This is a genomic window from Dokdonella fugitiva, assembly GCF_014138265.1.
GTDB classification, from domain to species: Bacteria; Pseudomonadota; Gammaproteobacteria; order Xanthomonadales; family Rhodanobacteraceae; genus Dokdonella_A; species Dokdonella_A fugitiva_A.
Window position 1 is genome coordinate 344,275 of record NZ_JACGXL010000002.1, and the last position, 25,174, is coordinate 369,448.

Sequence of the window (25,174 nt, forward strand, 5' to 3'; positions counted from 1 at the left end):
GAGGCGTTTCGTTCTACAGCGCCTAAGCTACGCGTAAACGATTGATTTACAAGTGCTTTTAAGGGCTTCCGCGCTTATGCACAAGCCCAGCTACCACCAACGCTCCACATAAAGAAACCAAAGACAGGAACGGCAGACCATGCGATTCAGCATCCAGCGCGAAGCTCTACTCAAGCGGCTGCAACATGTGGTGGGCGTGGTGGAGCGGAGGCAGACACTGCCTGTGTTGGCGAACCTCTTGGTCGTCGTCGATGCCAGCGGTGTCGCGCTGACGGGTACGGACCTCGAAGTGGAAATGGTCGCGCGCACGGCAGCGGACGATCTCGATGCAGGCGAAGTCACCGTTCCCGCGCGGAAGCTGTTCGACATCTGCCGCGCGCTGCCCGATGGCTGCCGGATCAAGTTCGAGCAGAACGGCGAGCGAGTCACCGTGAGTGCAGGGCGCAGTCGTTTCACGCTGGCGACGCTGCCGGCGACAGAATTCCCGACGATCGATTCGATCGAGCTCGTCGAACGCGTCGCGCTGCCCGAAGCGACGTTGAAGGAACTGATGGATCGCACCAGTTTCGCGATGGCGCATCAGGACGTGCGCTACTACCTCAACGGCATGCTGCTCGACCTGCGTGAACAGGCGTTGCGGTGCGTCGCGACCGATGGTCACCGTCTTGCACTCGCCGAGGCGAAGCTCGAGGCGAAGGTCGGCTCACCGCGCCAGGTGATCGTCCCGCGCAAGGGCATCAACGAGCTGCAGGGGCTGTTCGAAACCGGCGACGGCGTGGTCGAGCTCGAGTTCGCGCGCAATCACCTGCGCGTGCGCCGTGGCGACGTCACGTTCACGTCGAAGCTCATCGACGGGCGCTTCCCGGACTACGAGGCCGTGATCCCGATCGGTGCCGACAAGGAAGTTCGCTTGCAGCGCGACGAAATGCGCGCAGCGCTGCAGCGCGCGGCGATCCTCTCCAACGAGAAGTACCGTGGGGTGAAGATCGAAGTCGCGCCGAATCGCGTTCGCGTCGTCGCACACAATCCGGAACAGGAAGAAGCAGTCGAGGAAGTCGAGGCGCGTACCGGTGTCTCGGACCTCAGCGTCGGTTTCAACGTGAACTACCTGCTCGACGCGCTCGGCGCGATCGGTAGCGAGGAAGTCCTGTTGTGCCTGCGCGACGGCCAGTCGAGCTGCCTGGTGCGCAAACCCGATTCCGACGACACGCGGCATGTGATCATGCCGCTGCGCCTCTGACGCACGCGCGAACGCGTCCCGCGTGCGCGGCGGCGACCGTGTGAGCCTGCGCCGCCTCGCATGAACCTGCTCGAACTGCGGATCGAGAACCTGCGTGTGCTCGCGCAGGTCGAGCTGGCGCCGACCGCCGGCTGGAACGTCTTCACGGGCCCCAATGGCGCCGGCAAGACGTCGCTGCTCGAAGCCGCCTATCTGCTCTCCCATGGCCGCAGCTTCCGCAGCGCGTCTCGCGAAGCGCTCGCCCGTGACGGCAGCGGCGGGTATTCGGTGTTCGGTGAGGTCGGACGCGCCGACCGGCGATTTCGCGTCGGGCTCGCTCGCACTGCGCGTGGACTCGAGGCGCGCGTCGATGGGGTGGAGGCGCCGATTGGCGATCTGTTGCGCCAGGCGGCCGTGGTCTGTTTCGAACCGGGATCGCATGAATTGATTGCCGGCGCGTCGGACGAGCGCCGCCGCTACCTCGATTGGGGTGTGTTCCACGTGGAACATGCCTTCCTTCCGGCGTGGCGGCGTTATCAGCGCATCCTCAAGCAGCGCAATGTCCTGCTACGACGACTCGTCGACGCGAGCGAACTCCAACCTTGGGACCACGAGCTTGCCCGCGCGGCAGCGCCGCTCGCGGCGATGCGGCGCAGCTACTTCGACGCGCTCGTTCCCTACGCACAGGAGTTGCTTGGCGATTTGTTGCCCGAGCTGGGCGACGCTGCCATCACGTTCGACCCCGGCTATGACGACACGCAATCACTGGCGCCGATCCTGACCGAACGGCTCGATCGCGATCTCGCGCGCGGCCATACGGGGCGCGGACCGCACCGGGCCGACTGGTCGCTCGGCTTCGCGGCAGCGCGTCGTCGTGACCATCTGTCGCGCGGGCAGCAGAAACTGAGCGCCTTCGCGTTCGTGCTTGCCCAAGCCCGATTGTTCGCGGAACGGGCCGGGGAGTGGCCCGTCATCTGTCTGGATGACCTCGCCTCGGAAATCGATGCGGAACACCAGCGGCGCGTGCTGCATGCGGTCGCGGCGAGCGGAGCGCAGGTGTTCTTGACGGGTACGGAAGAGCCTGCTGCGCTCGCCGAGGTCGTCGTCGAAGCCGCAAGGTTCCACGTGGAACACGGCCGCGTAACGCGGTTGCGCTAGCTGCGGCTGCTATAATCCGTGGATTGAGTTCCTTGGCAGGGTTCGCTTCGGCGCGCCAGCCCCGTCGCGTCCGGAGATCGAATGACCGACCAATACGATTCCAGCAAGATCAAGGTCTTGAAGGGCCTCGAGGCCGTACGCAAGCGGCCCGGCATGTACATCGGCGATACCGACGACGGCACCGGCCTGCATCACATGGTATTCGAGGTCGTCGACAACTCGATCGACGAGGCGCTTGCGGGCTATTGCGACAGCGTCATCGTCACGATCCATGCGGACGGCTCGGTCAGCGTCGCCGACAATGGCCGCGGCATCCCGGTCGGCATCCAGCCCGAAGAAGGGCGCTCTGCAGCCGAGGTCGTGATGACCGTGCTGCATGCGGGCGGCAAGTTCGACGACAACAGCTACAAGGTGTCCGGCGGCCTGCACGGCGTCGGTGTCTCGGTCGTCAACGCGTTGTCGGACCATCTCTGGCTCACGATCTACCGCGATGGTCATGAGCACCAGCAGGAATACGCGCTTGGCGAGCCGCTGTATCCGCTCAAGGTCGTCGGCACGTCGGCCAAGCGCGGCACCACCGTGCGGTTCCACCCGAGCCCGGCGACGTTCTCGACCATCGAATTCCACTACGACATCCTCGCCAAGCGCCTGCGCGAGCTGTCGTTCCTCAATTCCGGGGTCAAGATCGAACTCATCGACGAGCGCACCGACAAGCGCGACGTCTTCGAGTACGAGGGGGGCATCCGCTCGTTCGTCGAGCATCTCGCCCAGCTCAAGACGCCGCTTCACCAGCAGGTCATCGGCTTCAGCGCGCAGCACGAGGGCACGACCGTCGACGTCGCGATGCAGTGGACCGACGCCTACCAGGAAACGGTGTTCTGCTTCACCAACAACATCCCTCAGCGTGACGGCGGCACCCACCTCGCGGGCTTCCGCGGAGCGCTCACGCGCACGCTGTCGAACTACATCGAGTCGTCCGGCCTGCAGAAGTCGGCGAAAGTCGCGCTGTCGGGCGACGACATGCGCGAAGGCCTGATCGCGGTGCTGTCGGTGAAGGTGCCGGATCCGAAGTTCTCGTCGCAGACGAAGGACAAGCTCGTCTCGAGCGAGGTCAAGGGCGTCGTCGAGTCGATCGTCAACCAGAAGCTCGAGGAATTCCTGCTCGAGAATCCGAACGAGGCGAGGGCGATCGGGGCGAAGGTCGTCGACGCCGCACGTGCGCGCGAAGCGGCGCGCAAGGCGCGCGAGATGACGCGCCGCAAGGGGGCGCTCGACATCGCCGGCCTGCCCGGCAAACTCGCCGACTGCCAGGAAAAGGATCCGGCGCTGTCGGAACTCTTCATCGTCGAGGGTGACTCGGCCGGCGGCTCGGCCAAGCAGGGCCGGAACCGGAAGAACCAGGCGATCCTGCCGCTCAAGGGCAAGATCCTCAACGTCGAACGCGCGCGGTTCGACCGCATGCTGAGTTCGGCCGAAGTCGGTACGCTGATCACCGCGCTCGGCACCGGCATCGGCAAGGATGAATTCAACGTCGACAAGCTGCGCTACCACCGCATCATCATCATGACCGACGCCGACGTCGACGGCTCGCACATCCGCACGCTGCTGCTCACGTTCTTCTATCGCCAGATGCCGGCGCTGATCGAGCGCGGCCACATCTACATCGGCTTGCCGCCGCTGTACAAGCTCAAGCAGGGCAAGCAGGAGCTCTACCTCAAGGACGACGCGGCTCTCAACGCGTACCTGATCTCGAATGCAGTCGATGGTGCCGAGCTCACCTACAGCGCGGACGCGCCGCCGATCAGCGGCACCGCGCTCGAGAAGCTCATGGCGGTCTACCGCGCCGCGCTCGACCAGATCGAGCGGCTCGCGTTCCGCTTCGATGCGGCCTTCCTGCACGCGCTGATCGGCGCGCCGTTCTCCAGCGAAGGCTGGCAGGACGCGGCCGCGCTGCAGGCGTGGGTCGATCGCCTGTCGTCGTCGCTCGCGAGTACCGGACTCGGCCGCCCGCGATACGCATTGCGCATCCAGCCGGCGACCGCGGAGCACGGCGCCGGGCTCGTGGTCGAACGCGACCAACACGGCTTGCTGCACACGCATGTGTTGCCGGCGACGTTCCTCGCTGCGGCCGAATTCCGCCCGCTCGTCGAAGCCGCGAACCAGCTCGCCGACCTCATCCAGCCCGGCGCGCAGGTACGCCGCGGCGGCAAGAGCCAGGCGATCTCGCGCTTCGGCGAAGCCTACGAATGGCTCATGGAAGAGGCCAAGCGCGGCCGCACGATCCAGCGCTTCAAGGGCCTCGGCGAGATGAACCCGGAGCAGCTGTGGGACACCACGGTCAATCCGGACACGCGCCGCCTGCTGCAGGTCAGCATCGAGGACGCGGTCGCCGCCGACCAGATCTTCTCGACCCTGATGGGCGACGTGGTCGAACCGCGTCGCGACTTCATCGAGCAGAACGCGCTGCGCGTCGCCAATCTCGACGTCTGAGCACGCATCGCGCCGCCGCCACAGCGGCGGCGCTTCATGCTGCGAAGCAACATGTGAAGTCCTGCATGCGCGCTTGTGCAGTTCGCGCGCGCAGGGGTACCCTCTGCGCCCCGTTTTCGTCCCGCCAAGTGGACGACGTCCTTCGTATGTTCAGGAGTGAATCGACATGAAACTCTCGAAGTGGCTCATCGTCGCGGTCTGCAGCGCCGCCATGGTCTGCGGCACGGTCGCTTTCGCCAAGGACAAGAAGGAAGAGAACAAGTATCCGAACGCGACGCGCCAGGAGCCGAAGGTGAGCATGTCGCCGGGCGACCAGCGCGCGCTCAACAAGGCGGCCGACCTCGTCAACGACAACAAGTCCGACGAAGCGTTGCCGCTGATCCAGAAGGTCGTCGACAACGGCAGCGCGAGCAAGTACGCGCAGGCGTTCGCGCACCAGCTGCTCGCGCAGATCTACTGGGACCAGGAGAAGGGCGCGCAGTCGATCGACGAATACAAGAAGGCGATCGCGTTCGACGCGCTGCCGAACGACAGCCAGTTCCAGCTCGTGTTCGCGCTCGCGCAGACGCAGATCCAGGAAGAGAAGTACCAGGACGCGCTCGCGACGCTCGCCGACTGGGAGAAGCTGACCGGCGCGCAGACCGCCGACGAACTCGCGCTGAAGGCGAACGCGTACTACCGCGTCGATCAGTTCCAGCCGGCCGTCGACGCGATGAAGAAGGCGCTGTCGATGACCGACAAGCCGAACGACAGCTGGACGCAGATCCTCATGGCGAGCTATTTCGAACTGAACCAGTTCGACCAGGCCGCCGAGCTCATCAAGGGCCAGCTCGCCAAGGACCCGAACAACAAGAAGCTGATCAACCAGCTCGCGACCGTCTACATCCAGGGCGACAAGGACCAGATGGCGCTCGACCTCATGGCGAAGGCGAAAAGCCAGGGCCTGGTCACGACCAACGACGACTACGTCCAGCTCGCCAAGCTGTATGCACAGGCCGACAAGCCGAAGGACGCCGCGGCGACGATCAAGGAAGGCTTCGCCAAGGGCGCGCTGCAAGGCACGTACGACAACTACAAGCTGCAGGGCGACGTCTGCACGCAGGCCGAGGACGATCCGTGCGCGATCGAGGGCTATACCAAGGCCGCGCCGATGTCGAAGGACGGCAACGTCGATTACCAGCTCGGCTACCTGCTGTTCTATTCGGGCAAGTCGAAGGAAGCGGTCGATTCGCTAAACAAGGCGATCTCGCGCGGCGGCCTGCGCCAGGAAGGCGAAGCCTACCTGCTGCGCGGCGACGCGCAGAACGACCTCGGCCAGGGCGCGGCTGCGAACGCCGACTGGCAGAAGGCGGCCGGCTATGCCAGCACGAAGACGATGGCCGAACAGCGCCTCAAGGCCGCCAAGAGCGGCGTCAAGATCAACCGCGCCAAGAAGAAGTAAGGATGCGTTCCGCGCACGCACTGCAACCCGCGGTCGCGTGCGCGGAACCATAATGAGCTCCAAGGGCCGTAACCCCGGGGAGGGGTCCAGGCCGTTGGAACCTAAGGTTCCACCGAAGAACGTCACACAACTCCATAATCACGTGCAGGTCGCCCGCTGCAACCGCTTGTCCTGAGGGCATCCGCTGTTGTACCGTGGCCAGCTCTCGCGCCTACGCCTCTCGGGGTTTGCAATCGGGGCGAAGCGACGGCGTCGCCACGACGGCCGCACAGACACAATCTCGTTGGTCAATACTGATGGCAGATACCAATCAATCTGGCGGCGATTTCAGCTGGCGACGCGTCACGGCGTTTGCAAGTGCATTCGCTCTGCATGCCTTCGCATTCGCGATGATGATGGCGCCGGTTGCCCCGCCGCCGCCGAAGGACAAGACCATCGACAAGAAGGTCATGGTCGAGTTCATCGAGCCGCCGCCGCCGCCACCGCCGCCGCCGCCGCCGCCGCCGGAGCCGCCGAAGAAGCCGCCGCCGAAGATCATCGAAAAGGTGCAGCCGCCGCCGAAGGCGCCGCCGCCGCCGCCGGCCCCTCCGGTCGTGACGGAGGAAGCGACGCCGATGTCGACGCCTGCGCCGCCGCCGGCTCCGCCTGCGCCGCCGCCGCCGCCGGAAGATATCGCACCGAGCGAGAACATCAGCTACCGTAAGATGCGTCCGCCGCGTTATCCGCCGCAGGCCGCACGCCAGCACCAGCAAGGCAAGGTACTGCTGAAGGTCCTCGTCGGTGTCGACGGCTCGCCACAGGAAGTGACGGTCGAAAAATCCAGCGGCTCGCGCCTGCTGGATCAGGCAGCGATCGAAGCCGTGAAGACCTGGAAGTTCAATCCAGGCTCAAAGGGTGGTAGACCCAGCACCGGGTATGCCTTGGTTCCCATCGAATTCAATTTGACCGAGTAAGGTAACGCCATGCAGCAAGATGCCTCTCAGACCCCCGCAGCGGCTCAGCCTGCTGTCGTTCCCGCTCCCGGCGGCGGCAGCAATGCCGCGGCCATGAGCCAGATGGGCTTCCACGATCTGATCCAGAACTTCGACGCGCTCGGCTGGATCGTCTTCATCACGCTCTGCGTGATGTCGATCTCGTCGATCTACTTCGTGGTCGCCAACTTCCTGCGCAACGGCATGATCCGCGCGCGCATGGAGAAGGTCATCAACACGTTCTGGGACACGCCGTCCGCGCAGGACGCCGTGCGCTTCCTCGAGGAGCAGCCGAAGGGTGAGCCGTTCTCGAAGATCGCGCTCGACGCCGCGCAGGCTGCCGCGCACCACCAGCGCAACGAAGGCAGCCGCCTCGTCGAGGCACTGAATCGTTCCGAGTTCATCGATCGCTCGCTGCGCCAGGCCGTCGCCCGCGAAAGCTTGCGCCTCGAAGGCGGCATGACGGTGCTCGCCACGGTCGGTTCGTCGGCGCCGTTCGTCGGTCTGCTCGGTACCGTGTGGGGCATCTACCACGCGCTGATCAAGATCGCCGCGTCGGGCAACGCCTCGATGGAAGCGGTCGCCGGCCCGGTCGGTGAAGCGCTGATCATGACCGCGTTCGGTCTGTTCGTCGCGATCCCGGCGGTGCTCGCGTACAACTTCTTCGTGCGCCAGAACCGCGTGATCTACGCGCGCTTCGACGAGTTCGCGCACGACCTGCACGATTTCTTTGCGACCGGTTCGCGCGTCGACGGTGGCGCTGCTCCGGTTGCCGTCGCGAGGAAGTAAGCCATGGCAATGAGCACGGGTTCGGGCGGCGGCCCGATGGCGGAAATCAACGTCACGCCGCTCGTCGACGTGATGCTGGTGCTGCTGATCATCTTCATGATCACGGCGCCCCTGATGTCGCACAAGATCCGGATCGACCTCCCGCAGGCCAATCCGAACGTGCAGCAGGAAAACCCGCCGGAGCCGATCGATCTGGCGATCAAGGAAAACGGCGACCTGTTCTGGAACGACGAACCGGTCACCGATGCGATCCTGCAGGCCCAGCTGCGCGTCGCCGCGCAGAAGAGCCCGCAGCCGGAGCTGCAGATCCGCGCCGACAAGCCGACGCAGTGGCAGAAGATCGCCACCGTCATGGCCGAGGCGAAGGCAGCCGGCATGGTCAAGCTCGGCTTCATGACCACCGGCGGCAACGACCAGTAATCCGGTCGGCTGACGCGAGAAGCAATGGAACGGCGCCGCGGCAACGCGGCGCCGTTTTTTCTTTGCCATGCGATGCTCCTTGATCGCAGCTTCGGCGAACGATGGGACGGGCGCGAGCGTCTCGGGTTCGCGGGGTCAGAGCGACCATCCATGGCCGCGCTTGTTACAAACAGCCTGCTCCACAAACAGCCCGCTCCGTTTGGGGGTCGCCTGGAGGGCGCGCGGCGCGGATTGCGTGACCGCGATCGGCAGGCGTAGGCTGGGGTCGCCCGACCACAGCCGACGGAGACGACGATGACGACCGATGCGTTTCGTTCCCATGCCGCTGCGACCCAGGCCGAGATCAACGTCACGCCGCTCATCGACGTGTTGCTCGCTCTCGTCGTGATCCTCATGGTCACCGCGCCGCTCGCGATCAAGCGCCTGCCGCTGCCGCTCGGCAGCGACGGCACTGTCGCGCCACCGCCGCGCACGCTCGGTTTGTCCGTGCTGTCGACCGGCGAGCTTTATCTGGAAGGTCACGCCGTGTCGCGCGCCGAGCTCGCCTCCGCGCTCGCGATCGAAGCGCAGAAGCCGAAGCCGCCCGTGCTCGAGATCCGCTCGGATGCCGACACGCCGTACGCGAGAGTCGTCGACGCGCTTGCCGTCGCGCGCAGCAGCGGCATCGAGGGTATCCAGATCGAAGGAACCCGCGCGAAGTAGGCGTGCGTTCGCTGCGGCCGCTGAGGTCGCGGCCGCGAGCGATCCCGTGGCGCCTCGCTCAGTCCGCGAGGATCGCGAGATACGCGCGCACGGTCGGCGCGAGCCCCGCGTAAAGCGCTTCGCCGATCAGCGCGTGGCCGATCGAGACTTCGGCGAGAAACGGAATCGCGCGCTTGAGCGCACCCAGGTTGAGCTGGTTGAGGTCGTGCCCCGCGTTCACGCCGAGTCCGCAGTCGCGCGCGGCTTCCGCGGTGCGCACGCAGGCTTCCAGTTCGCGCGCGTGGTCGCCGCTCGCATGCGCCCGCGCGTACGGTTCGGTGTAGATCTCGATGCGGTCGGCGCCTGCCGCGACAGCCCGTTCGAGGTCGGCTGCGCCCGTGCCGGCGTCGACGAACAGGCTGACGCGGCAACCGAGTGCTTTCAGCTCGCCGACGAGCGGCGCGAGGCGCGCCGCGTCGGCGGCGAGATCGAAACCGTGGTCCGAGGTGATCTGCGCATCGCCGTCGGGCACGAGCGTCGCTTGCGCGGGGCGCGTGCGACGCACGAGTTCGACGAAGCCGGGATAGCTGCCGCGCGACGGCGCGAACGGATTGCCCTCGAGGTTGTACTCGACGGCGCGGTCGCGCGCGTTCCACGCAGCGACTTCCGCACCGACGCGCGCGACATCGTCGACGCGGATGTGGCGTTGATCCGGGCGGGGATGCACGGTGATCCCGTGTGCGCCGGCCCCGATCGCGATGCGCGACGCAAGCACGGGATCGGGTTCGGCATGTCCGCGCGAATTGCGCAGGACGGCGATTTTGTTGACGTTGACGCTGAGCGCGGTCATCCGACGATGATCGCGCAAGCGCGCGCGTGTGTCGACGCGCGCGCCACGCGGATCAGCGGCAGCTTTCGGTCGTCTGCTTCCAGGCCACCGGATCCCAGTACGCGCCGTCCTTCCACTCGTTGCGCTTGTCCTCGTTGAGGCGCGCCGCGATCAATACGGTCGTGTCCGGCGGCACGTCGACGTCGAGGGTCTTGTAACGGTCGTTGCCGATCGCCGAATTGCGCGCGCGATCGTTGAACGACAGGTAGCGACCCTCGATCTGCTCGGTCACCTTGATCGCGTGCCGACCCGCGCTCACGCGGTACGCGCGCGTGCCGGTCGGCCCCGGCGAAACGCCGTCGATGCTGATGATCTTCGCCGCGTGCAGGTGGTCGCCGCGCGGCGCGACGTCGAAATCGCTGACGCGACCGCAACCGCCGGTGCTCGCTGGCGTAGTGCCGCCGCCACCGCCGCCTGCCGCAACCTGCGCGCCGTCACCGACGGTGAGGTGCATCGCCGGCAAGTACACGCTCGACGGCGTGCCGGCGAGCGTCTGCCGGCGACCATCGCGTTGCACGTCGAACGCGAGCTGCGCGCCGTCGGGCAGCTGGTCGACCGAGCGGCGCAACGCCGCCGCCGCGCCGTCCGTGTTCGCGAGCGCCGTGCCGTTCACCGCGACGAGCACGTCGCCGCTGCGCAGGCCCATCTTCTCGGCGGCGCCGCCCGGCGTGATCGCGAGCACGTGCACGCCGTCGCGATCGTCGCGCGCGCTGTCGACGAGCAGGCCGAGGTTGCTCACGCGTTGCGCCGGCGCATCGATGTCGAGACGGATCTCGTGCGGGGGCGCCGCGCCGAATGCGCCGCTCTCGACGAGTTCGGTCATCACGGCGCGCAGTTCCGCGCGCAGGCGCTGCTCGGCGCCGGCGCTCGCGCCCGCTTCGCCGCGCAAGGCGGCCGCGGCGACGCTGCCGGCGAGCGGCGTCGCGCTGTCCGCATAGGCGCCGCCGGTGGCGAGCGCGAGTGCCAGGGCGAGCGAACGTACCGCGCGCGGTACCGTGTTGTGCATCTGCCTGCTCATTTCGTTACCTCTGCCTCGTCATTCACAACTGCGTGATGCTCGACGCGCGCCCGTAGGCGCCGTCCTGCATCGCCGCGATCAATCCGCGCAGCGCCCGGTTGCGCTGCTGCCACAACGACGCGAGTTCGTCCGTGGCTGCGCCACGATCGTAAGCGGCCTGCAGCTCCGCGTCGATCGCGCGCAGGCGCGTCGAGCCGAGCGCGGCCGCCCGTGTGCCGGCGAGCCGGTGCCATTCGCCCTCGAGCGTGCGCGATTCGTCCTGCATCGCAGCCGTCGCGGCCGGTGCCACGGGTGCGACGCCGAACCGGCCGGCGACCAGCACGGCTGCGGCGACCGACGCGGCGAGCGCGCCGCCGAACGCGGCACGCTGCCAGCGGCGCACCGACACGCGGCGCTGCTGGGCCGCGGCGATGCGCGACCACAGTGCCGGGTCCGGAGCGAATTCCGGCAGGCGTCGCGGATCGAATCCGCGCGCCGTCGCACGTTCATGTTTCATCCTGCACCTCCGCTGATCCGCCCGCGTCGTCATTGAGCCGCTTCAGTGCGCGCGCGAGGATCGACTTCGAATAACTCTCGCTCTGCCCGAACAGTTCCGCCATTTCCTTGTGCGTGTAGCCTTCGACCTCGTGCAGCACGACCACGGCGCGCGCGCGCGGCGGCAACCGCATCAACAGCGACCACGCGTCGACCCCGTCCTCCGCATCCGCGGCGACCGCGGGCATCGCTTCGAACAACGCCTCGACGTCGTCGCCCTGGTAGCGCTGGCGCGCGCGCAGCACGTCGATCGTCGCATTCGCGGTCAGCCGCTTGAGCCACGCGCCGAACGGGGCATCGCCGCGGAAGCCACGCACCGTCGAAAACATCTTGAGAAACACGTCCTGCACGATGTCCTCCGCAGCCGCCGGCTCACCGAGTACGCGCAACGCGAGCGTGTAGCAGGCACCGCCGAAGCGGTCGTAGATCGCCGCGAACGCGGTCATGTCGCCGCGCCGCGCGCGCTCCAGGGTCACCCGGTCGAGCGTCTGGCCGAAGCCCGATCCCGAGGGTACCGCGTCCACGTAGCTGGTCTGTCCGTCGGCCATCTGCTGCAAAGGACGGTCCACCGCGCCGGAACGTCGCGATTCCGTCGTCACGACACGAGTCGTAACGGTTGCACCACGCGTGGCGCGCCTCGCCAGGCGAGGCAGCCGACCACCCCGGGCACCGGCTCGAACGGCCGCAGCTGCCAGTCGGACGGGTGGCCGGCTTCGGCGGCGAGGCGACCGAGGCGGGCTACGTGTCCGTCGTCGGCAAGGTCGAATTCGATGCGATCGAGGCCGAAGCCGAGGCCGTCGCCGAGCGCTTTCAACACGGCTTCCTTGTGCGTCCACAGGCGCAGGAACGCAGGCTGGCGGGCGCCGGGTTCGATGCGGTCGAGCGCCGCCGTTTCGGCCGCTCCGAAAAATCGCGCCGCGACCCCGTCGACGGCGACGCGGCGATCGAGCGGCTCGATGTCGATGCCGAGCGGTTGGCCGCGTGCGAACGCGATGGCGACGTACGGGCCGGCATGGCTGAGGTTGAAGTCGAGCCACGGCAGCGCCGGTGCGAACGGCTTGCCATGGGCGCCGGTTTCGATCACCGGCGCGCGGTCGTCGCCCGCATAGCCACCGAGCAAGCGGTCGAGCGTCGCGCGCGCGGCGTCGCGCACCGCGCGCGGCCGCGTTTCACCGGTGTCGTGGATCCACACGTGGATCGCCTCGCGATCGAGCAGTGGCGGCGCGGGAAGCGGCAGGAAGGCATCGGCATCGGTCGATCGCATGCACCGATGCTTGGCGCGTCGGCGCGCGGCGTCAAGTCGCCGAGCGGGGGGAACGAAAAAGGCCGGCTTGCGCCGGCCCGGATTCACCCCTGGCGTGCATTCACGTCGCGCGTTTGAACAGGCCGATGAGCACGAGCAGGATGATCGCGCCGATCGCCGCGTTGATGATCGCCGCGACGAGGCCGCCACCGATCATGAGTCCCAGGCGCGGCAGCAGGAAGCCGGCGAGGAACGCGCCGACGATGCCGACCACGATGTTGCCGACCAGGCCGAAGCCGTGGCCCTTCACGATCTGCCCGGCGAGCCAGCCGGCGACCGCACCCACGATCAGAAAGATGAGCAGCGATTCGATGGTCACGCCAAATCTCCCGTCATGGCGTCGCAGGACGCGACCACGGGATTCTGCGTCAACCCGCGTTGGGGCGCACGACGCGGTGCGGCGCGACGCCCCGCGACTTCAACGCGGCGCCGAAGGCGGCGACGTTTGGCCCGACGACGGCGCCGAAGCGGGCGGCCGCGGCGCAGGTGGCAGCGGCCGCGTCGCGGGCTTGCGCATCGCTGCGAGATCCGTCGGCGATGCCATCGCGGTATCCGGACGCGAACTCGCCGACACGCGATCGGCGGCGAGCGAGAACACGAAGCCGATGAAACCGACGATGCCGAGCACCAGTCCAACGCCGAGCAACGTCGGGCTGCGCGTGGTGAAGACGAAAATGAATCCGAGTATCGTGGCGGCGAGCAGGAGCCAGCGGATCATGGAGCACCTGGAACGACAGCAATGGCCAAGGCGCCACGCTAGCAGAAACGGCGCCGCAGGCGGATGTCCACTGGTCGGGCGATCCCGGCCGGTCGCTGCACGGGAGCGCTCGGAGGCGTGATGGATTCGTTGTCGCAACTCGCGCTCGCCGGAGGCCTTGCCTGGGCCAGCGGGATCCGCCTGTACGTGACGATCCTCGTGGTCGGCCTGCTCGGCCGCTACGGCTACCTGCACCTGCCCGAACCCCTGCTCGTCCTGCAGCATACGTGGGTGCTCGCGGCGGCCGGCATCATGACGGTCGGTGAATTCCTCGCCGACAAGATTCCCGCGTTCGACTCGTTCTGGGACGCGCTGCATACGTTCATCCGCATCCCGGCCGGCGCGTTCCTCGCCTGGGGCGCGATGGGTGACGCGACGCCGGCGGCGCAGATGGCCGCCGCGATCGTCGGTGGCCTCATCACGAGCGGCACGCATCTGGCGAAAAGCGGCGGGCGCGCCGCGATCAACACGTCGCCGGAGCCGTTCACCAACTGGACCGCGAGCGCGAGCGAGGACGGCCTCGTACTCGGCGGGCTCTGGCTCGCGATCGCGCACCCGTTCGCGTTCCTCGTCGCGCTCGTGCTGTTCCTCGGCGTCGTCGCGTGGCTGCTGCCGAAGCTGTTCCGCTTCGCCGCGCGCATGCTGCGCCGCCTGCGTGGGCGCGGTCCGCCGGCGTTGCCGATCGCGCAGCGCTGAGCGCGGTCCGCCGGTCAGCGCATCCGGCGGTAATCGCCGCGCATGAACTCGACGTAGTCGTCCTGCCCGGCGAAGCGGTTCTCGATGCGCAAGCGCAGCGCGTCGCCGTCGAGCACGAACGTGTAGCGCGCGGCGCCGCGCGGCGTGTGCTTCTCCATGCGCAAGGTGTCGCCGTCCCAGCGGCCGCGCGCGGGCGGATCCGGCGCGAAACCGAAGCTGTCGAACCACCACCACGCGATGTCGTGTGACATGGGGTCGACGATGAACACGCCGTGGCCGCGGAAAGCGACCTGTCCTTCCTTCTCCTCCTCGTAGTCCTGCAGCAGCGCCGTGCCGTCAACGCCGACGCGGAACGCGAAGCGCCCGATCGCGACGCCGCCTGCGCCCCAGGGCGAAGGCGACAGCTGTTCGTCGCCGCTCCACGCACCGACGAAGCGCGTAAGGCGCGCGTGATCCGGACCAGGCTTGGGCATTTCCATCGGGGCGCTCCGCGGGAGGGCGCCATCGTACGCCGCTCAGCGTTCGGAATGTCCTGCCTCCCAGTAGTCACGGCGCGTGAACAGGCCGGGCCGCACGAGGTCGATGAATGCCCGCGCCTCGCTGCTGAGGTACTTGCCCTTGCGCACGACGACACCGTAGCTGCGCTGCGGGAAGTACGCGCTCATGTTGCGCACGGCGAGGCGCGCGCGGTCCTCGTCGCCGATGCAGATGCCCGTCACGATCGAGATGCCGAGGCCGAGGGAGACGTACTGCTTGATCACCTCCCAGCCGCCGACTTCGATCGCGACGCGGAACGGCACCTTGCGCTGCTGGAAGATGAGGTCGACGAGGCGATACGTCGTCAGGCGCTGTGGCGGCAGGATCAGGCCGTATGGCGACAGGTCCTCGAGGCGCACGTCGCGCAGCTTCGCGAGCGGATGGTCGGGCGGTGCGATCAGCATCGGATCGTACGACTGCACCGGCTCGTAGCTGAGGTCGTTCGGCACGTCGAGCATCGAGCCGATCGCGAAATCGACGTGGTCCGAGCGCAGCAGGGCGAGCCCGTCCTTGCCGGTCACGTTGTGCAGCTGCAGCTTCACACCGGGATGCTGCTCGCGGAACGCGGCGACGAAGCCCGGCAGCAGGTACTGGATCGTCGAGGTGCCGGCCGCGACGTGCAGCTCGCCGCCGGCGAGCCCCGAGCGCAGCGCGCGGAACCGCTGGTCGAGCTGGTCGAGTCCCTCGATGAGCGGCAGCGCGAGGTCGTATAACGCCTGCCCCTCTCGCGTCGGCGCGACGCGCCGGCGGCGGCGCTCGATCAGGGTCGCCCCGAGTTCCTGTTCGAGCGCGCGCAACTGCAGGCTGACCGACGGTTGCGACAGGAACAATGCTTCCGCCGCGCGCGACAGCGTGCCGAGCTTCACGATCATGCAGAACGCGCGCAACTGCTTGAGCCGGCTGCCTTTGTAATAGAACCGCGGTGGTTGCGCCGGCTCACTGCCACGACTCGAGCGCGCCGCTTTGCGGCGCTCCGGCTTGGGCGCATCGCGCGATGGGTCACGGCTGGATCGATCGGCCTGCTTCATCCGTGGATTCAAACACTTGGTCATGTTTTGAATAAGTCAATGTATCGCATTGAAACGTTTGCTTTGTCAAAGTCAAGTTTCCGCGCCTAGGCTTGCCGCATCGCACCACGGAATCGGTCCATGAGCGCTACCGTCGAAGACCTGTCGCAGGCCCGCCTCAGCCATCGCCTCGACGCCCGCCAGGCCGAAGTGCTCGACGCCGGCGCGCTCGCGTTCCTCGCCGACCTCCACGAGCGCTTCGATGCGCGCCGACGCGCACTGCTCGCGGCGCGCCGCGAACGCCAGGCGCGCTTCGACGCGGGCGAGCTGCCGGATTTCCTGCCCGGGACGCGCGCGATCCGTGAAATGGACTGGCGCGTCGCGCCGATCCCCGCGGCGCTGCAGGACCGCCGCGTCGAAATCACCGGCCCGGTCGACCGCAAGATGATCATCAACGCGCTCAACTCGGGCGCGAACGTGTTCATGGCCGACTTCGAGGACTCGACCGCGCCGACGTTCGCCAATCTCGTCGACGGCCAGCTCAACCTGCGCGATGCGGTCGCCGGCACGATCGACTACCGCGCCGTCGACGGTCGTGCGTACGCGGTCGGTGCCGATCCCGCCGTGCTCGTCGTGCGCCCACGCGGCTGGCATTTGCCCGAGCGCCACGTCGAAGTTCGCGGCAAGGCGATGTCCGGCGCGCTGTTCGACTTCGGCGTGTTCGCGTACCACAACGCGGTCGCGCTGCACGCGCGCGACCGCGGCCCGTATTTCTACCTCCCGAAGATGGAGAGTCATCGCGAGGCGGCCTTGTGGAACGACGTGATGGATCACGCCGAGGCCGTGCTCGGACTGCCGCAGGGCGCGATGAAGGCGACCGTGCTGATCGAGACCCTGCCGGCCGTGTTCGAGATGGACGAGATCCTGCACGCGCTGCGCACGCGTGTCGCCGGCCTCAACTGCGGCCGCTGGGACTACATCTTCTCGTACCTCAAGACGCTGCGCGCGCATCGCGATCGCGTGTTGCCCGAGCGCGGCCAGGTGCTCATGACCGTGCCGTTCCTGCGCCACTACTCGGAACTGCTGATCCGCACCTGCCACCGTCGCGGCGCGTTCGCGATGGGCGGCATGGCCGCGCAGATCCCGATCAACCACGACGCCGCGGCGAACGCTGCCGCGTTCGCGAAGGTGCGCGCGGACAAGTTGCGTGAGGTCACCGCCGGACACGACGGTACCTGGGTCGCGCATCCCGCGCTCGTCGCGGTCGCGCGCGAGGTGTTCGACGCGCATATGCCGATGCCGAACCAGCTGCAGGTCACGCGCGACGACGTCGTCGCCGATCGCGACACGCTGCTCGCGCCGAGCCCGGGCACGATCACGCGTGCCGGCTTCGACGGCAACATCGAGATCTGCCTGCGCTACCTCGCCGCATGGATCGACGGCCAGGGCTGCGTGCCGATCCACCATCTCATGGAAGACGCCGCGACCGCGGAGATTTCTCGAGCGCAGCTGTGGCAATGGTTGCATCGCGCCGACGACGGCGTTTCCACGCCGCTCGCGTTCGACGACGGTGCGCCGATCGACTTCGCGGCGTTCGACGCGTCGCTCGCGACCGCGCGCGCGCTACTCGCCGCCACCGCGATGCCCGGCCAGGCGCGCGTCAGCGAAGCCGCGACCCTGCTCGCTCGCCTCACGCGCGCCGACGCGCTGGCCGATTTCCTCACCCTCGAGGCGTACGAATACCTGTGCGATCGTCCCTGATCGCATGGCAAAAGCGGCCGTCCAGGGCCGCATATCTCACCACAAGCCCCTTCCACTGCTACGAGGTTGCCATGAAGACGCAGTTGCCGACCGCCGAACAGATCAAGCTGGACTGGAGCAACAACCCGCGCTGGCACGGCGTCACGCGCAACTACACCGCCGAAGACGTCGTGCGCCTGCGCGGCACGATCGCGGTCGAACATTCGCTCGCTCGCCTCGGTGCCGAGAAGCTGTGGGGTTCGCTGCACCGGGAGCCGTTCGTCAACGCGCTCGGCGCGCTCACCGGCAACCAGGCGATGCAGCAGGTGAAGGCGGGCCTCAAGGCGATCTACCTGTCCGGCTGGCAGGTCGCGGCCGACGCCAACATCGCCGGCGAGATGTATCCGGACCAGTCGCTCTATCCGGCCAACTCGGTGCCGATGGTCGTCAAGCGGATCAACAACACGCTGCTGCGCGCGGACCAGATCGCGCACGCGGAAGGCAACGACGGCGTCGATTTCCTGCAGCCGATCGTCGCCGACGCCGAGGCCGGCTTCGGCGGCGTGCTCAACGCGTTCGAACTCATGAAGGCGATGATCGAGGCGGGCGCAGCGGGCGTCCATTTCGAGGACCAGCTCGCGTCGGTGAAGAAGTGCGGCCACATGGGCGGCAAGGTGCTCGTGCCGACGCGCGAGGCGGTCGAGAAGCTCAATGCCGCGCGCCTCGCGGCGGACGTCTGCGGCGTGCCGACCCTGCTCGTCGCGCGCACCGACGCCGAGGCGGCCGACCTGGTCACGTCGGACATCGACGAGAACGACCGCCCGTTCACCACCGGCGAGCGCACGGTCGAAGGCTTCTACAAGACGCGCAAGGGCCTCGATCAGGCGGTCAGCCGCGGCCTCGCCTACGCGCCCTACGCGGACCTCGTCTGGTGCGAGACCGGCAAGCCCGACCTCGCGTTCGCGCGTGCATTCGCCGAGGCGATCCACGCGAAATATCCCGGCAAGCTGCTCGCCTACAACTGCAGCCCGAGCTTCAACTGGAAGAAGAACCTCGACGACGCGACGATCGCGAAATTCCAGAAGGAGCTGGCGGCGATGGGCTACCGATTCCAGTTCATCACGCTGGCCGGCTTCCACTCGCTCAACTACTCGATGTTCAACCTCGCACACGGCTACGCGCGTCGGCAGATGAGCGCGTTCGTCGAACTGCAGGAAGCCGAGTTCGCGTCGGCCGAACGCGGCTTCACCGCGGTCAAGCACCAGCGCGAGGTCGGCACGGGCTACTTCGACGCGGTCACGCAAACGATCCAGCAGGGGCTGTCCTCGACGACCGCCCTCGCCGGCTCGACCGAGGAGGAGCAGTTCCACGGCGCCACGCCGCGCGCCGCCTGACCGGCGCCCGGCGAACAGGCACACGAAGACCGCCGCGGGGAGAGCGGCGGGCTTCGTGTTTCCGGGAGAGAGGGCCGGAAGGTGCAGCCGACCGGCATCGGAACAGGCCGGGAGAGAGGGGACCCGGGCAGCTGGGGAGTGCGCCGGGTCGAGCCGTTCCGATGCCGGCCATGCCCTGGATCGCCGCGGGAGCGGCCGGGAGCCAGGGCGGCTGGCAAGTCAGGCCAAGCAAGAACCGGGCCTAACCTCCTCCAGCTTGCCCGTGCGGCATGACAGCACGGAGACGCCACCCGCGCCGCCACGTCGCCTGCGGCGCCCTCGCGCAATCCGTGCAACAGGCTTCGCACGCTCGAAGGGCGCTTGGCTCACAGCCGGAATAGCTGTTTTCTTACGACACTCCTTGTCACTCCGTGCCAGCCCGTCGGCCACATGGGTTACCATGACCCATTGATCGGGCCCCTAGGGGGAGGTTCGAGTGTCCAGCGACAAGGCAGAGTCGACCAGCGAACTCGCGCACGCGCTCTCCGCGACCCCGCTGCGCCCATCCCTGTTGCCCCGTCAACTGTCGGAAGACGAGTTCGCGCTGTTCGCCCGCGTCGGCGTCGCGCGCGAGGTGAGCCAGGGCGAGGTGATCTTCCGCCGCGGCGAGCTCGGCCGCAGCATGTTCATCGTCGAGGCCGGCCAGGTGCAGCTCGAATTCGGCGACGGCCTGCCCGACAAGATCATCGGCGCGCGCGAGTTCTTCGGCGAACTCGTGTTGTTCATCGGCAGCCATACGCGCGTGGCCAACGCGGTCGCATTCGGCCCCACGACCCTGCGTATCGTCGACCAGGAAACCTTCGAACACCTCATCTCGACGGAACCGCGTTTGCTCGCCCAGTTCATGCGCCGCTCGTTCTCCTACCTCGTCGCGAGCGAGCAGCAGCTCATCCAGAGCCTGAAGCGCCGCAACGAGGACCTCATGGTCACGCTCGATTCGCTGCGCCAGACGCGCACCCAGCTGTCCACCGCGCAACGCCTCGTGCAGACCGACGAACTCTCGGGCTTGTGCAACCGGCGCGGCCTCTACATGTTCCTCGAGCGGCTCGGCGAGCACCGCCTGCCCGGTACCGTGCTCGCGCTGCTGCTCGTCGATCTCGACCGCTTCAAGCAGATCAACGACCGCTGCGGCCACCTCGTCGGCGACCAGGTGTTGCGCGCGATCGCCGAAGAGGTGCAGAACGCAGCCTCGTCGGTCGATGTCCCCTGTCGTCTCGGCGGCGACGAATTCGCGCTGCTCATGCAGGTCACCGGCGAAGAGGAGCTCTGCGCGCGCGCGACCCAGATCATCGGCGCGGTACGCGCACTGCGCTTCCCGGGTTGCAAGGACGGCCTCGCGATCACCGTCAGCGTCGGTGGCAGCCTGTGCGGCGAGCATGCGGACTGGGCGGTCTGGTACAGCGACGCCGATGCGGCGTTGTACGAAGCAAAGGGCCGCGGCGGCGACGGTTATCATGTGGCGATACCCGGCAGCGTGCGCTGCGTGGTCTGAACCGAGAACACGGCTCCGGGCGCGCGGGAGCGAATGATGGACCAGCGCGCACATGCGGCGAATCGCCCGGCCCCATGCCCCGCGGCCGTCGAAGCACGAATCCGGCGGCGACGCATGCCCCGTCGCACCTGGATCAGCAGGACGCGTCGCTCCCGCAGCGCGCTGGAAGGCAGTAAGGCATGAACGCATTGCTTCATCCGTCAGCGCCGATACCGCAAGCCACGGCAATTCCGCTGTTGCGCACGCTCGTGCTCTGCGACCTCGTCGATTCGACCGCACTGACCCAGCGACTCGGTGACCAGCACGCCGCCGAGCTGTTCCGCAAGCACGACCGCCTCGCGCGCGCGCTGCTGCCGCTGCACGGCGGTCGCGAGATCGACAAGACCGACGGCTTCCTGCTCATGTTCGAGCGGCCGGTGCAGGCGGTCGCGTTCGCGATCGATTACCAGCGCGCTTTGCGCGAGCTCAACGCGACGGAAGGCAGCATGCTCGCCGCGCGCGTGGGCATCCATGTCGGAGACGTCGTCGCCTGGGACAACAGCGCCGAGGACATCGCGCGCGGCGCCAAGCCGATCGAGGTGGAAGGCCTCGTCAAGCCGATCACCTCACGTCTGACGCAACTCGCACTGCCGAACCAGATCCTGCTTTCCGGCGTCGCGCATGCGCTCGCCCATCGCGCGCAGGGCGAACTCGGCGAGCGCCTCGAAACCCTCCGCTGGCGCACGCACGGGCGCTACCGCTTCAAGGGCGTACCCGATCCGATTCCCGTCTTCGAAGTCGGCGACGAGGGGTTCGCGCCGCTGAAAGCGCCGCCGTGGTCGGGCAAGGCGCACCGCGAAGTGCCGTTCTGGCGCCGTCCGGCGACGCTCGGTATCGAGGTGGCCGCACTGCTGCTGATGCTCGCGATACCCGCTTGGTATCTGCTCCGGCCCGCCCCGGCGATCGCGTTCGCCAATCGCGACTGGGTCGTCGTCGGCGATCTCAAGAACCTGACCGGCGACACGCGTTTCGACGATTCGATCCAGACCGCGTTCCGTATCGGCCTCGAGCAATCCCGTTACGTCAACGTGCTGTCGAATCTCAAGGCGCGCGAGACGATCGGGTTGATGCGGAAGGACCCCGAGAAGACGTCGATCGACCGCGTCGTCGGCGCGGAGATCGCCTTGCGCGACGGCGCGCGCGCGTTGATATTGCCGACCGTCGCGGAAATCGGCGGTCGCGTCCGGGTCACCGCCGAGGTCGTCGATCCGACCACGCAGACGACGGTGTACTCGGAATCGGCGGACGGTCTGGGCGTCAACTCCGTGTTGCCTTCGCTCGATACCGTATCCCAGAAGCTGCGCGTTCGCCTCGGCGAAGCACTCGCCACGGTGGCCAAGGAGACCCGGCCGCTCGCGAACGTGGCGACGGCGAACCTGGAGGCGCTGCGCGCGTACTCGCTCGCGATCGATGCCTATGTGGGATATCGCTACAAGGATGCGTTGCCACTGTTCGAGCAGGCGATCAAGCTCGATGCGGATTTCACGCTGGCCAGGATCGGCATGGCGCGAGTGCTGTTCCTGATGGACCGGAACCAGGACGCGTCCGAGCAGCTGAAGCAGGCCGCCGCGAAAAGCGAGCGATTGTCGCCGCGCGATTCACTCTATCTGGATGCCTGGAGCGCCTCGTTGGCGACGCCATCGGCTTCCCTGCAGAAATGGAAGGTATTGGCCGAACTGTATCCGGACTTCTTCGCCGCCACGGGATCGTACGCGTACTTCCTCTGGCTGTCCGGCGGATCGTACGACGCCGCGATCGCTGCCGCGAAGAAGTCCGCCACGGAACAGAATCCCCATCGCGGCGTCAGCCATCAGTTGCTGGGCACGTTGTATCTGGGGACCGAACGATTCGGCGAAGCGGTCGACAGCTTCGAAAGGGCCAACGCCGCCGGTGTGTTGACGCAGAACGAATACTACGCGGCGACATATGCGGCCCAGCGCAAGTTCGCCAAGGCGAAGGAATTGCTCGACAAGGGTTCGGCCCCCGGCCAGGACTCCGAAAAGTCCTGGGTCCGCGTCGCCATGGCCATCGATCAAGGGAAGCTCGACGACGTCATGCACGTTGCCGCGCCAGCGGGGGCCGCATCCGCTCCGTCGCGCGTGGATCGCCGATCCCTCGGTGTCGACCTCGCGCTGCGAACCGCCGTCGGTTCATCCGATCCGCTGCTCGCCAAGGCGCTGACGAGCTATCGCGACGAGGGTGCCGCGTTGTTGAAGGCGTCCTCCGACGACGTCGATCGCGCCGATACCGAGTTCGAGTTGCTGCTCGCGGACTACCTGATGGCGCAGCGCGCGGAATCGGGCCAGGCACACGCGCCTGCCCGCGCCAATCTCGCGGAAGCCGGCAAGGGCACCCATGCGGCGCTGGATCAGATGCTCGCGATCGCGCAGGCCGAGGAGCTGCGTGCGAACAATCGACCCGACCAGGCCATCGAGCTGCTTCGATCGAAGGCGACGGGCGACGAGCTCTACCTTTCGCACGCCGCCCTGCTCGATGCGTACATCGCAGCGAAAAAGAACACGGAGGCGCTGGCCGAAGCCCGGTGGCTGACGGCGCACCGCGGTCGGGCCTACGCCGAGTACAACAGCCAGCGCGAACTGACTGCGTTGAACGTGCTGCGCTCGAACCTCGCGCTGCTGTCGATCGCCGAGCTCACCGTCGCCACGGACAAGGATGCGGCGAGAACCGGCCTGGACGCCTTCCGACAGGCATGGCCGGATGCCGAGCGCGTGCCGACGCTCGCCAAGCGGATGCAGAACGTACGGTCAGTGCTGGGCGGCGGCGGCCAAGCGCACTAACTCCGGCTGCCGTAGTCGAGACGCAGATTGGGGATGATCATCTTGTCCACGCACTGGACGGCGCTGTCCCCCAGCTCTTTCATCGCGGACGAGAACTTGGCTTTTTCGGCCAATTTCAGCGGCGCGAGGCAGGCCGCCCGGAGGTTGACGACGGTCTCATGGGGGATGCCCAGTTCGACCAGAGCCGCGGCCGGCTTCTCCTCGAAACGGGCGCGAAACCCGTCGTTGCTCGCCAGTTCCCGCAACAGCTTGATGGCCTGTTCGGTCGTGAGTGTGGCGTCGCTCATGGATTTCCCCTTCTGATGGCCGATGGCCGATACGGACGCGGTTTAACCGCGCGCCAAACTTAGTCATGCTGTTACTGAAATGCAATGCGAATTCCATGCCGATCGGCGGAGGCGGCCGCTCCCGGTTCCGCGGGCGGAGCGGCGGCACGTCCGTCGCGAAGGAGCGCGGTGCCCCATGCTCGACCCGGCCGCCGCCGGTGAACGGCAAGGTTCGGAGCGATTCTCCTCCGCACGTCCCCCTTTCCCGTTGATGCAAGGAAGTCGATGCGCCTGCGCCGCTGTGCCCATTTGCTGATCGAGCCCCGCGAGAGGCTCGAATTCGATCTCGCCCTGCTCGCCGTCGGCGGCGACGGACTGCGCAAGCCGGTCGACCTGGTCGCCCTCGCCCCGCACCTCGCGGGCGAAGTCGTCGTGTCGCCCGCCGAAGCGGCGGTCGCGATGGCGGCATCGCCGACCGATTGGCGCCCGTACGACGCGTTCGAAGCGGACGCGGCGGTCGTCGAGGCTTTGCGCGCCAAGGCGTTGTTCGTCGTCGAAGGCAGCGACATGGACGCGCGCGACCGGCTGGTGCGCGTCACGCATTGGCGCGCCGTCGCCGCTGCAAACCACTACGCATCACGCTGGAGCGACATCGACACCGAAGCGGCGCAGGAACGCCTGGCCGAAATCACCCAGGACAGCCTGCTCGATCGCCTCGGGCCTTCGCCTCCGCCCGTGCGCGAGCGGACCCCGCCATCGCAGCGCCGGAAGCTGACGGTTCCGGCACCGAGCGCGATCGATGCGCTGCTCGACCACCGCGTCACCTGCCGAAACTTCGACCGCACGCACGCGCTGACGCGGGAGCAGTTGTCGGCCGTGCTATATCGCGCCTACGGCGCCCGTGTCGTGCACGACTATGCGCCCGGAGTCCAGCTGCTGAAGAAGGGAGTTCCTTCGGCGGGCGCGCTCCACCCGACCGAAGCCTACCTGCTGGTCCAGCACGTCGACGGCGTCGATCCCGGCTTGTACCACTATCACCCGGTCGACCATGCGCTCGAACCCATCCGCGCGATGGACGCGGAGGAGGCGGCGTCGACCGCACGCCGCTTCGTCGCGGCGCAAGGCTACTTCGTCGATGCCCACGTGATGGTCATGCCGACCACGCGCTTCCGCCGCACCTTCTGGAAATACCGCAATCACGCCAAGGCGTACCGCGCCGTGATCCTCGACGTCGGTCACCTGTCGCAGACGATGTATCTCGCCGCCACCGAACTCGGCCTCGGCGCCTTCATCACCGCGGCGATCAACGAGGTCGACATCGAGCAGGCGTTCGGCCTCGATCCGCTCGAGGAAGGCCCGCTCGCCGTGACCGGATTCGGCGTGCGCGGAGCGGAACGCAACGAAATCGAGTTCGACCCGCTCAACGCGATCTGGCCGGCATCCTGACCGGGCCGGCCTAGCCGGCACGGGAGGGCTGGCGCGAGCGGCGGCAACGA

24 protein-coding genes are annotated in these 25,174 nt (G+C 67.5%); 14 read left to right on the top strand and 10 right to left on the bottom strand.

The annotated features are described in order from the left end of the window. The first annotated feature begins 139 nt into the window (after positions 1 to 139). The 8 genes from dnaN to FHW12_RS07735 all read left to right on the top strand — a co-directional run bounded on the left by dnaN (position 140) and on the right by FHW12_RS07735 (position 9,190). Positions 140 to 1,240 carry a DNA polymerase III subunit beta gene (dnaN, locus tag FHW12_RS07700; protein WP_182530428.1) on the top strand — a complete coding sequence of 367 codons (1,101 nt, stop codon included), beginning with the start codon at positions 140 to 142 and terminating at the stop codon, positions 1,238 to 1,240. Between the two features lie 60 nt (positions 1,241 to 1,300). Continuing rightward, on the top strand, positions 1,301 to 2,377 hold the full coding sequence (gene recF, locus FHW12_RS07705) for a DNA replication/repair protein RecF (protein ID WP_182530429.1): 1,077 nt from the start codon (positions 1,301 to 1,303) through the stop codon (positions 2,375 to 2,377). Between the two features lie 81 nt (positions 2,378 to 2,458). Beyond that, on the top strand, positions 2,459 to 4,867 hold the full coding sequence (gene gyrB, locus FHW12_RS07710; protein ID WP_182530430.1) for a DNA topoisomerase (ATP-hydrolyzing) subunit B: 2,409 nt from the start codon (positions 2,459 to 2,461) through the stop codon (positions 4,865 to 4,867). Positions 4,868 to 5,033: 166 nt separating this feature from the next. Beyond that, positions 5,034 to 6,308, top strand: a complete 1,275-nt coding sequence (locus tag FHW12_RS07715; RefSeq protein ID WP_182530431.1) for a tetratricopeptide repeat protein — start codon at positions 5,034 to 5,036, stop codon at positions 6,306 to 6,308. A 296-nt stretch (positions 6,309 to 6,604) separates the two neighbouring features. Then, the gene (locus tag FHW12_RS07720) at positions 6,605 to 7,261 is read left to right on the top strand and encodes an energy transducer TonB (protein ID WP_182530432.1); all 657 of its coding nucleotides are present in this window, start codon (positions 6,605 to 6,607) and stop codon (positions 7,259 to 7,261) included. A 93-nt stretch (positions 7,262 to 7,354) separates the two neighbouring features. Beyond that, a complete protein-coding gene (locus FHW12_RS07725; RefSeq protein WP_182530433.1) occupies positions 7,355 to 8,068 on the top strand; it encodes a MotA/TolQ/ExbB proton channel family protein in 714 nt (237 codons plus the stop codon). A 3-nt stretch (positions 8,069 to 8,071) separates the two neighbouring features. Continuing rightward, positions 8,072 to 8,488, top strand: a complete 417-nt coding sequence (locus FHW12_RS07730) for an ExbD/TolR family protein (protein ID WP_182530434.1) — start codon at positions 8,072 to 8,074, stop codon at positions 8,486 to 8,488. Positions 8,489 to 8,782: 294 nt separating this feature from the next. Further along, positions 8,783 to 9,190 (top strand): ExbD/TolR family protein, encoded by a 408-nt coding sequence (locus tag FHW12_RS07735; protein ID WP_182530435.1) that lies wholly within the window; start codon positions 8,783 to 8,785, stop codon positions 9,188 to 9,190. Between the two features lie 58 nt (positions 9,191 to 9,248). Here FHW12_RS07735 and FHW12_RS07740 read toward each other — a convergent pair whose 3' ends face one another. From FHW12_RS07740 to FHW12_RS07770, 7 genes are all read right to left on the bottom strand, one after another. Next, positions 9,249 to 10,019: a pyridoxine 5'-phosphate synthase gene (locus tag FHW12_RS07740; RefSeq protein WP_182530436.1), complete on the bottom strand. Its 771-nt coding sequence runs from the start codon at positions 10,017 to 10,019 to the stop codon at positions 9,249 to 9,251. Positions 10,020 to 10,071: 52 nt separating this feature from the next. After that, the gene (locus FHW12_RS07745) at positions 10,072 to 11,076 is read right to left on the bottom strand and encodes a PDZ domain-containing protein (RefSeq protein WP_182530437.1); all 1,005 of its coding nucleotides are present in this window, start codon (positions 11,074 to 11,076) and stop codon (positions 10,072 to 10,074) included. Between the two features lie 22 nt (positions 11,077 to 11,098). Next, positions 11,099 to 11,572, bottom strand: a complete 474-nt coding sequence (locus tag FHW12_RS07750; protein WP_182530438.1) for a hypothetical protein — start codon at positions 11,570 to 11,572, stop codon at positions 11,099 to 11,101. Continuing rightward, positions 11,562 to 12,179, bottom strand: coding sequence for an RNA polymerase sigma factor (locus FHW12_RS07755; RefSeq protein ID WP_182530439.1), 618 nt, complete (start codon positions 12,177 to 12,179; stop codon positions 11,562 to 11,564). The genes FHW12_RS07750 and FHW12_RS07755 overlap by 11 nt, the downstream gene beginning before the upstream one ends. Positions 12,180 to 12,205: 26 nt before the next feature. Then, positions 12,206 to 12,874, bottom strand: coding sequence for a 4'-phosphopantetheinyl transferase family protein (locus FHW12_RS07760; protein ID WP_182530440.1), 669 nt, complete (start codon positions 12,872 to 12,874; stop codon positions 12,206 to 12,208). Positions 12,875 to 12,974: 100 nt separating this feature from the next. Further along, positions 12,975 to 13,232 carry a GlsB/YeaQ/YmgE family stress response membrane protein gene (locus FHW12_RS07765; RefSeq protein ID WP_182530441.1) on the bottom strand — a complete coding sequence of 86 codons (258 nt, stop codon included), beginning with the start codon at positions 13,230 to 13,232 and terminating at the stop codon, positions 12,975 to 12,977. A 99-nt stretch (positions 13,233 to 13,331) separates the two neighbouring features. Next, entirely contained in the window at positions 13,332 to 13,631 is a 300-nt protein-coding gene (locus FHW12_RS07770) for a hypothetical protein (protein WP_182530442.1), read from the bottom strand. 120 nt (positions 13,632 to 13,751) lie between these two features. On the opposite strand from FHW12_RS07770, the gene FHW12_RS07775 reads away from it, so the two are divergent. After that, on the top strand, positions 13,752 to 14,366 hold the full coding sequence (locus FHW12_RS07775; RefSeq protein ID WP_182530443.1) for a DUF4126 domain-containing protein: 615 nt from the start codon (positions 13,752 to 13,754) through the stop codon (positions 14,364 to 14,366). A gap of 14 nt (positions 14,367 to 14,380) precedes the next feature. Here the strand turns inward: FHW12_RS07775 and FHW12_RS07780 are convergent, their stop codons facing one another. Both FHW12_RS07780 and FHW12_RS07785 read right to left on the bottom strand, forming a co-directional pair. Continuing rightward, the gene (locus FHW12_RS07780; protein ID WP_182530444.1) at positions 14,381 to 14,845 is read right to left on the bottom strand and encodes a DUF1579 family protein; all 465 of its coding nucleotides are present in this window, start codon (positions 14,843 to 14,845) and stop codon (positions 14,381 to 14,383) included. Between the two features lie 36 nt (positions 14,846 to 14,881). Then, positions 14,882 to 15,931 carry a LysR family transcriptional regulator gene (locus FHW12_RS07785; RefSeq protein WP_182530445.1) on the bottom strand — a complete coding sequence of 350 codons (1,050 nt, stop codon included), beginning with the start codon at positions 15,929 to 15,931 and terminating at the stop codon, positions 14,882 to 14,884. Positions 15,932 to 16,051: 120 nt separating this feature from the next. On the opposite strand from FHW12_RS07785, the gene aceB reads away from it, so the two are divergent. The 4 genes from aceB to FHW12_RS07805 all read left to right on the top strand — a co-directional run bounded on the left by aceB (position 16,052) and on the right by FHW12_RS07805 (position 23,412). After that, on the top strand, positions 16,052 to 17,671 hold the full coding sequence (aceB, locus tag FHW12_RS07790) for a malate synthase A (protein ID WP_182530446.1): 1,620 nt from the start codon (positions 16,052 to 16,054) through the stop codon (positions 17,669 to 17,671). A 71-nt stretch (positions 17,672 to 17,742) separates the two neighbouring features. Further along, on the top strand, positions 17,743 to 19,044 hold the full coding sequence (gene aceA / locus FHW12_RS07795; protein WP_182530447.1) for an isocitrate lyase: 1,302 nt from the start codon (positions 17,743 to 17,745) through the stop codon (positions 19,042 to 19,044). Between the two features lie 475 nt (positions 19,045 to 19,519). Then, positions 19,520 to 20,575: a GGDEF domain-containing protein gene (locus FHW12_RS07800; RefSeq protein ID WP_182530448.1), complete on the top strand. Its 1,056-nt coding sequence runs from the start codon at positions 19,520 to 19,522 to the stop codon at positions 20,573 to 20,575. Between the two features lie 179 nt (positions 20,576 to 20,754). Continuing rightward, on the top strand, positions 20,755 to 23,412 hold the full coding sequence (locus tag FHW12_RS07805; protein ID WP_182530449.1) for a putative peptide modification system cyclase: 2,658 nt from the start codon (positions 20,755 to 20,757) through the stop codon (positions 23,410 to 23,412). On the opposite strand, the gene FHW12_RS07810 is transcribed toward FHW12_RS07805, so the two are convergent. After that, complete coding sequence (locus FHW12_RS07810) at positions 23,409 to 23,699, bottom strand: NHLP-related RiPP peptide (protein WP_182530450.1); 291 nt, start codon at positions 23,697 to 23,699, stop codon at positions 23,409 to 23,411. The two genes, FHW12_RS07805 and FHW12_RS07810, sit on opposite strands and share 4 nt — an antisense overlap. 264 nt (positions 23,700 to 23,963) lie before the next feature. Here FHW12_RS07810 and FHW12_RS07815 point away from each other — a divergent pair, with 264 nt between their 5' ends. Beyond that, positions 23,964 to 25,124 (top strand): putative peptide maturation dehydrogenase, encoded by a 1,161-nt coding sequence (locus FHW12_RS07815; RefSeq protein WP_182530451.1) that lies wholly within the window; start codon positions 23,964 to 23,966, stop codon positions 25,122 to 25,124. The last annotated feature ends 50 nt before the right edge of the window (positions 25,125 to 25,174 follow it).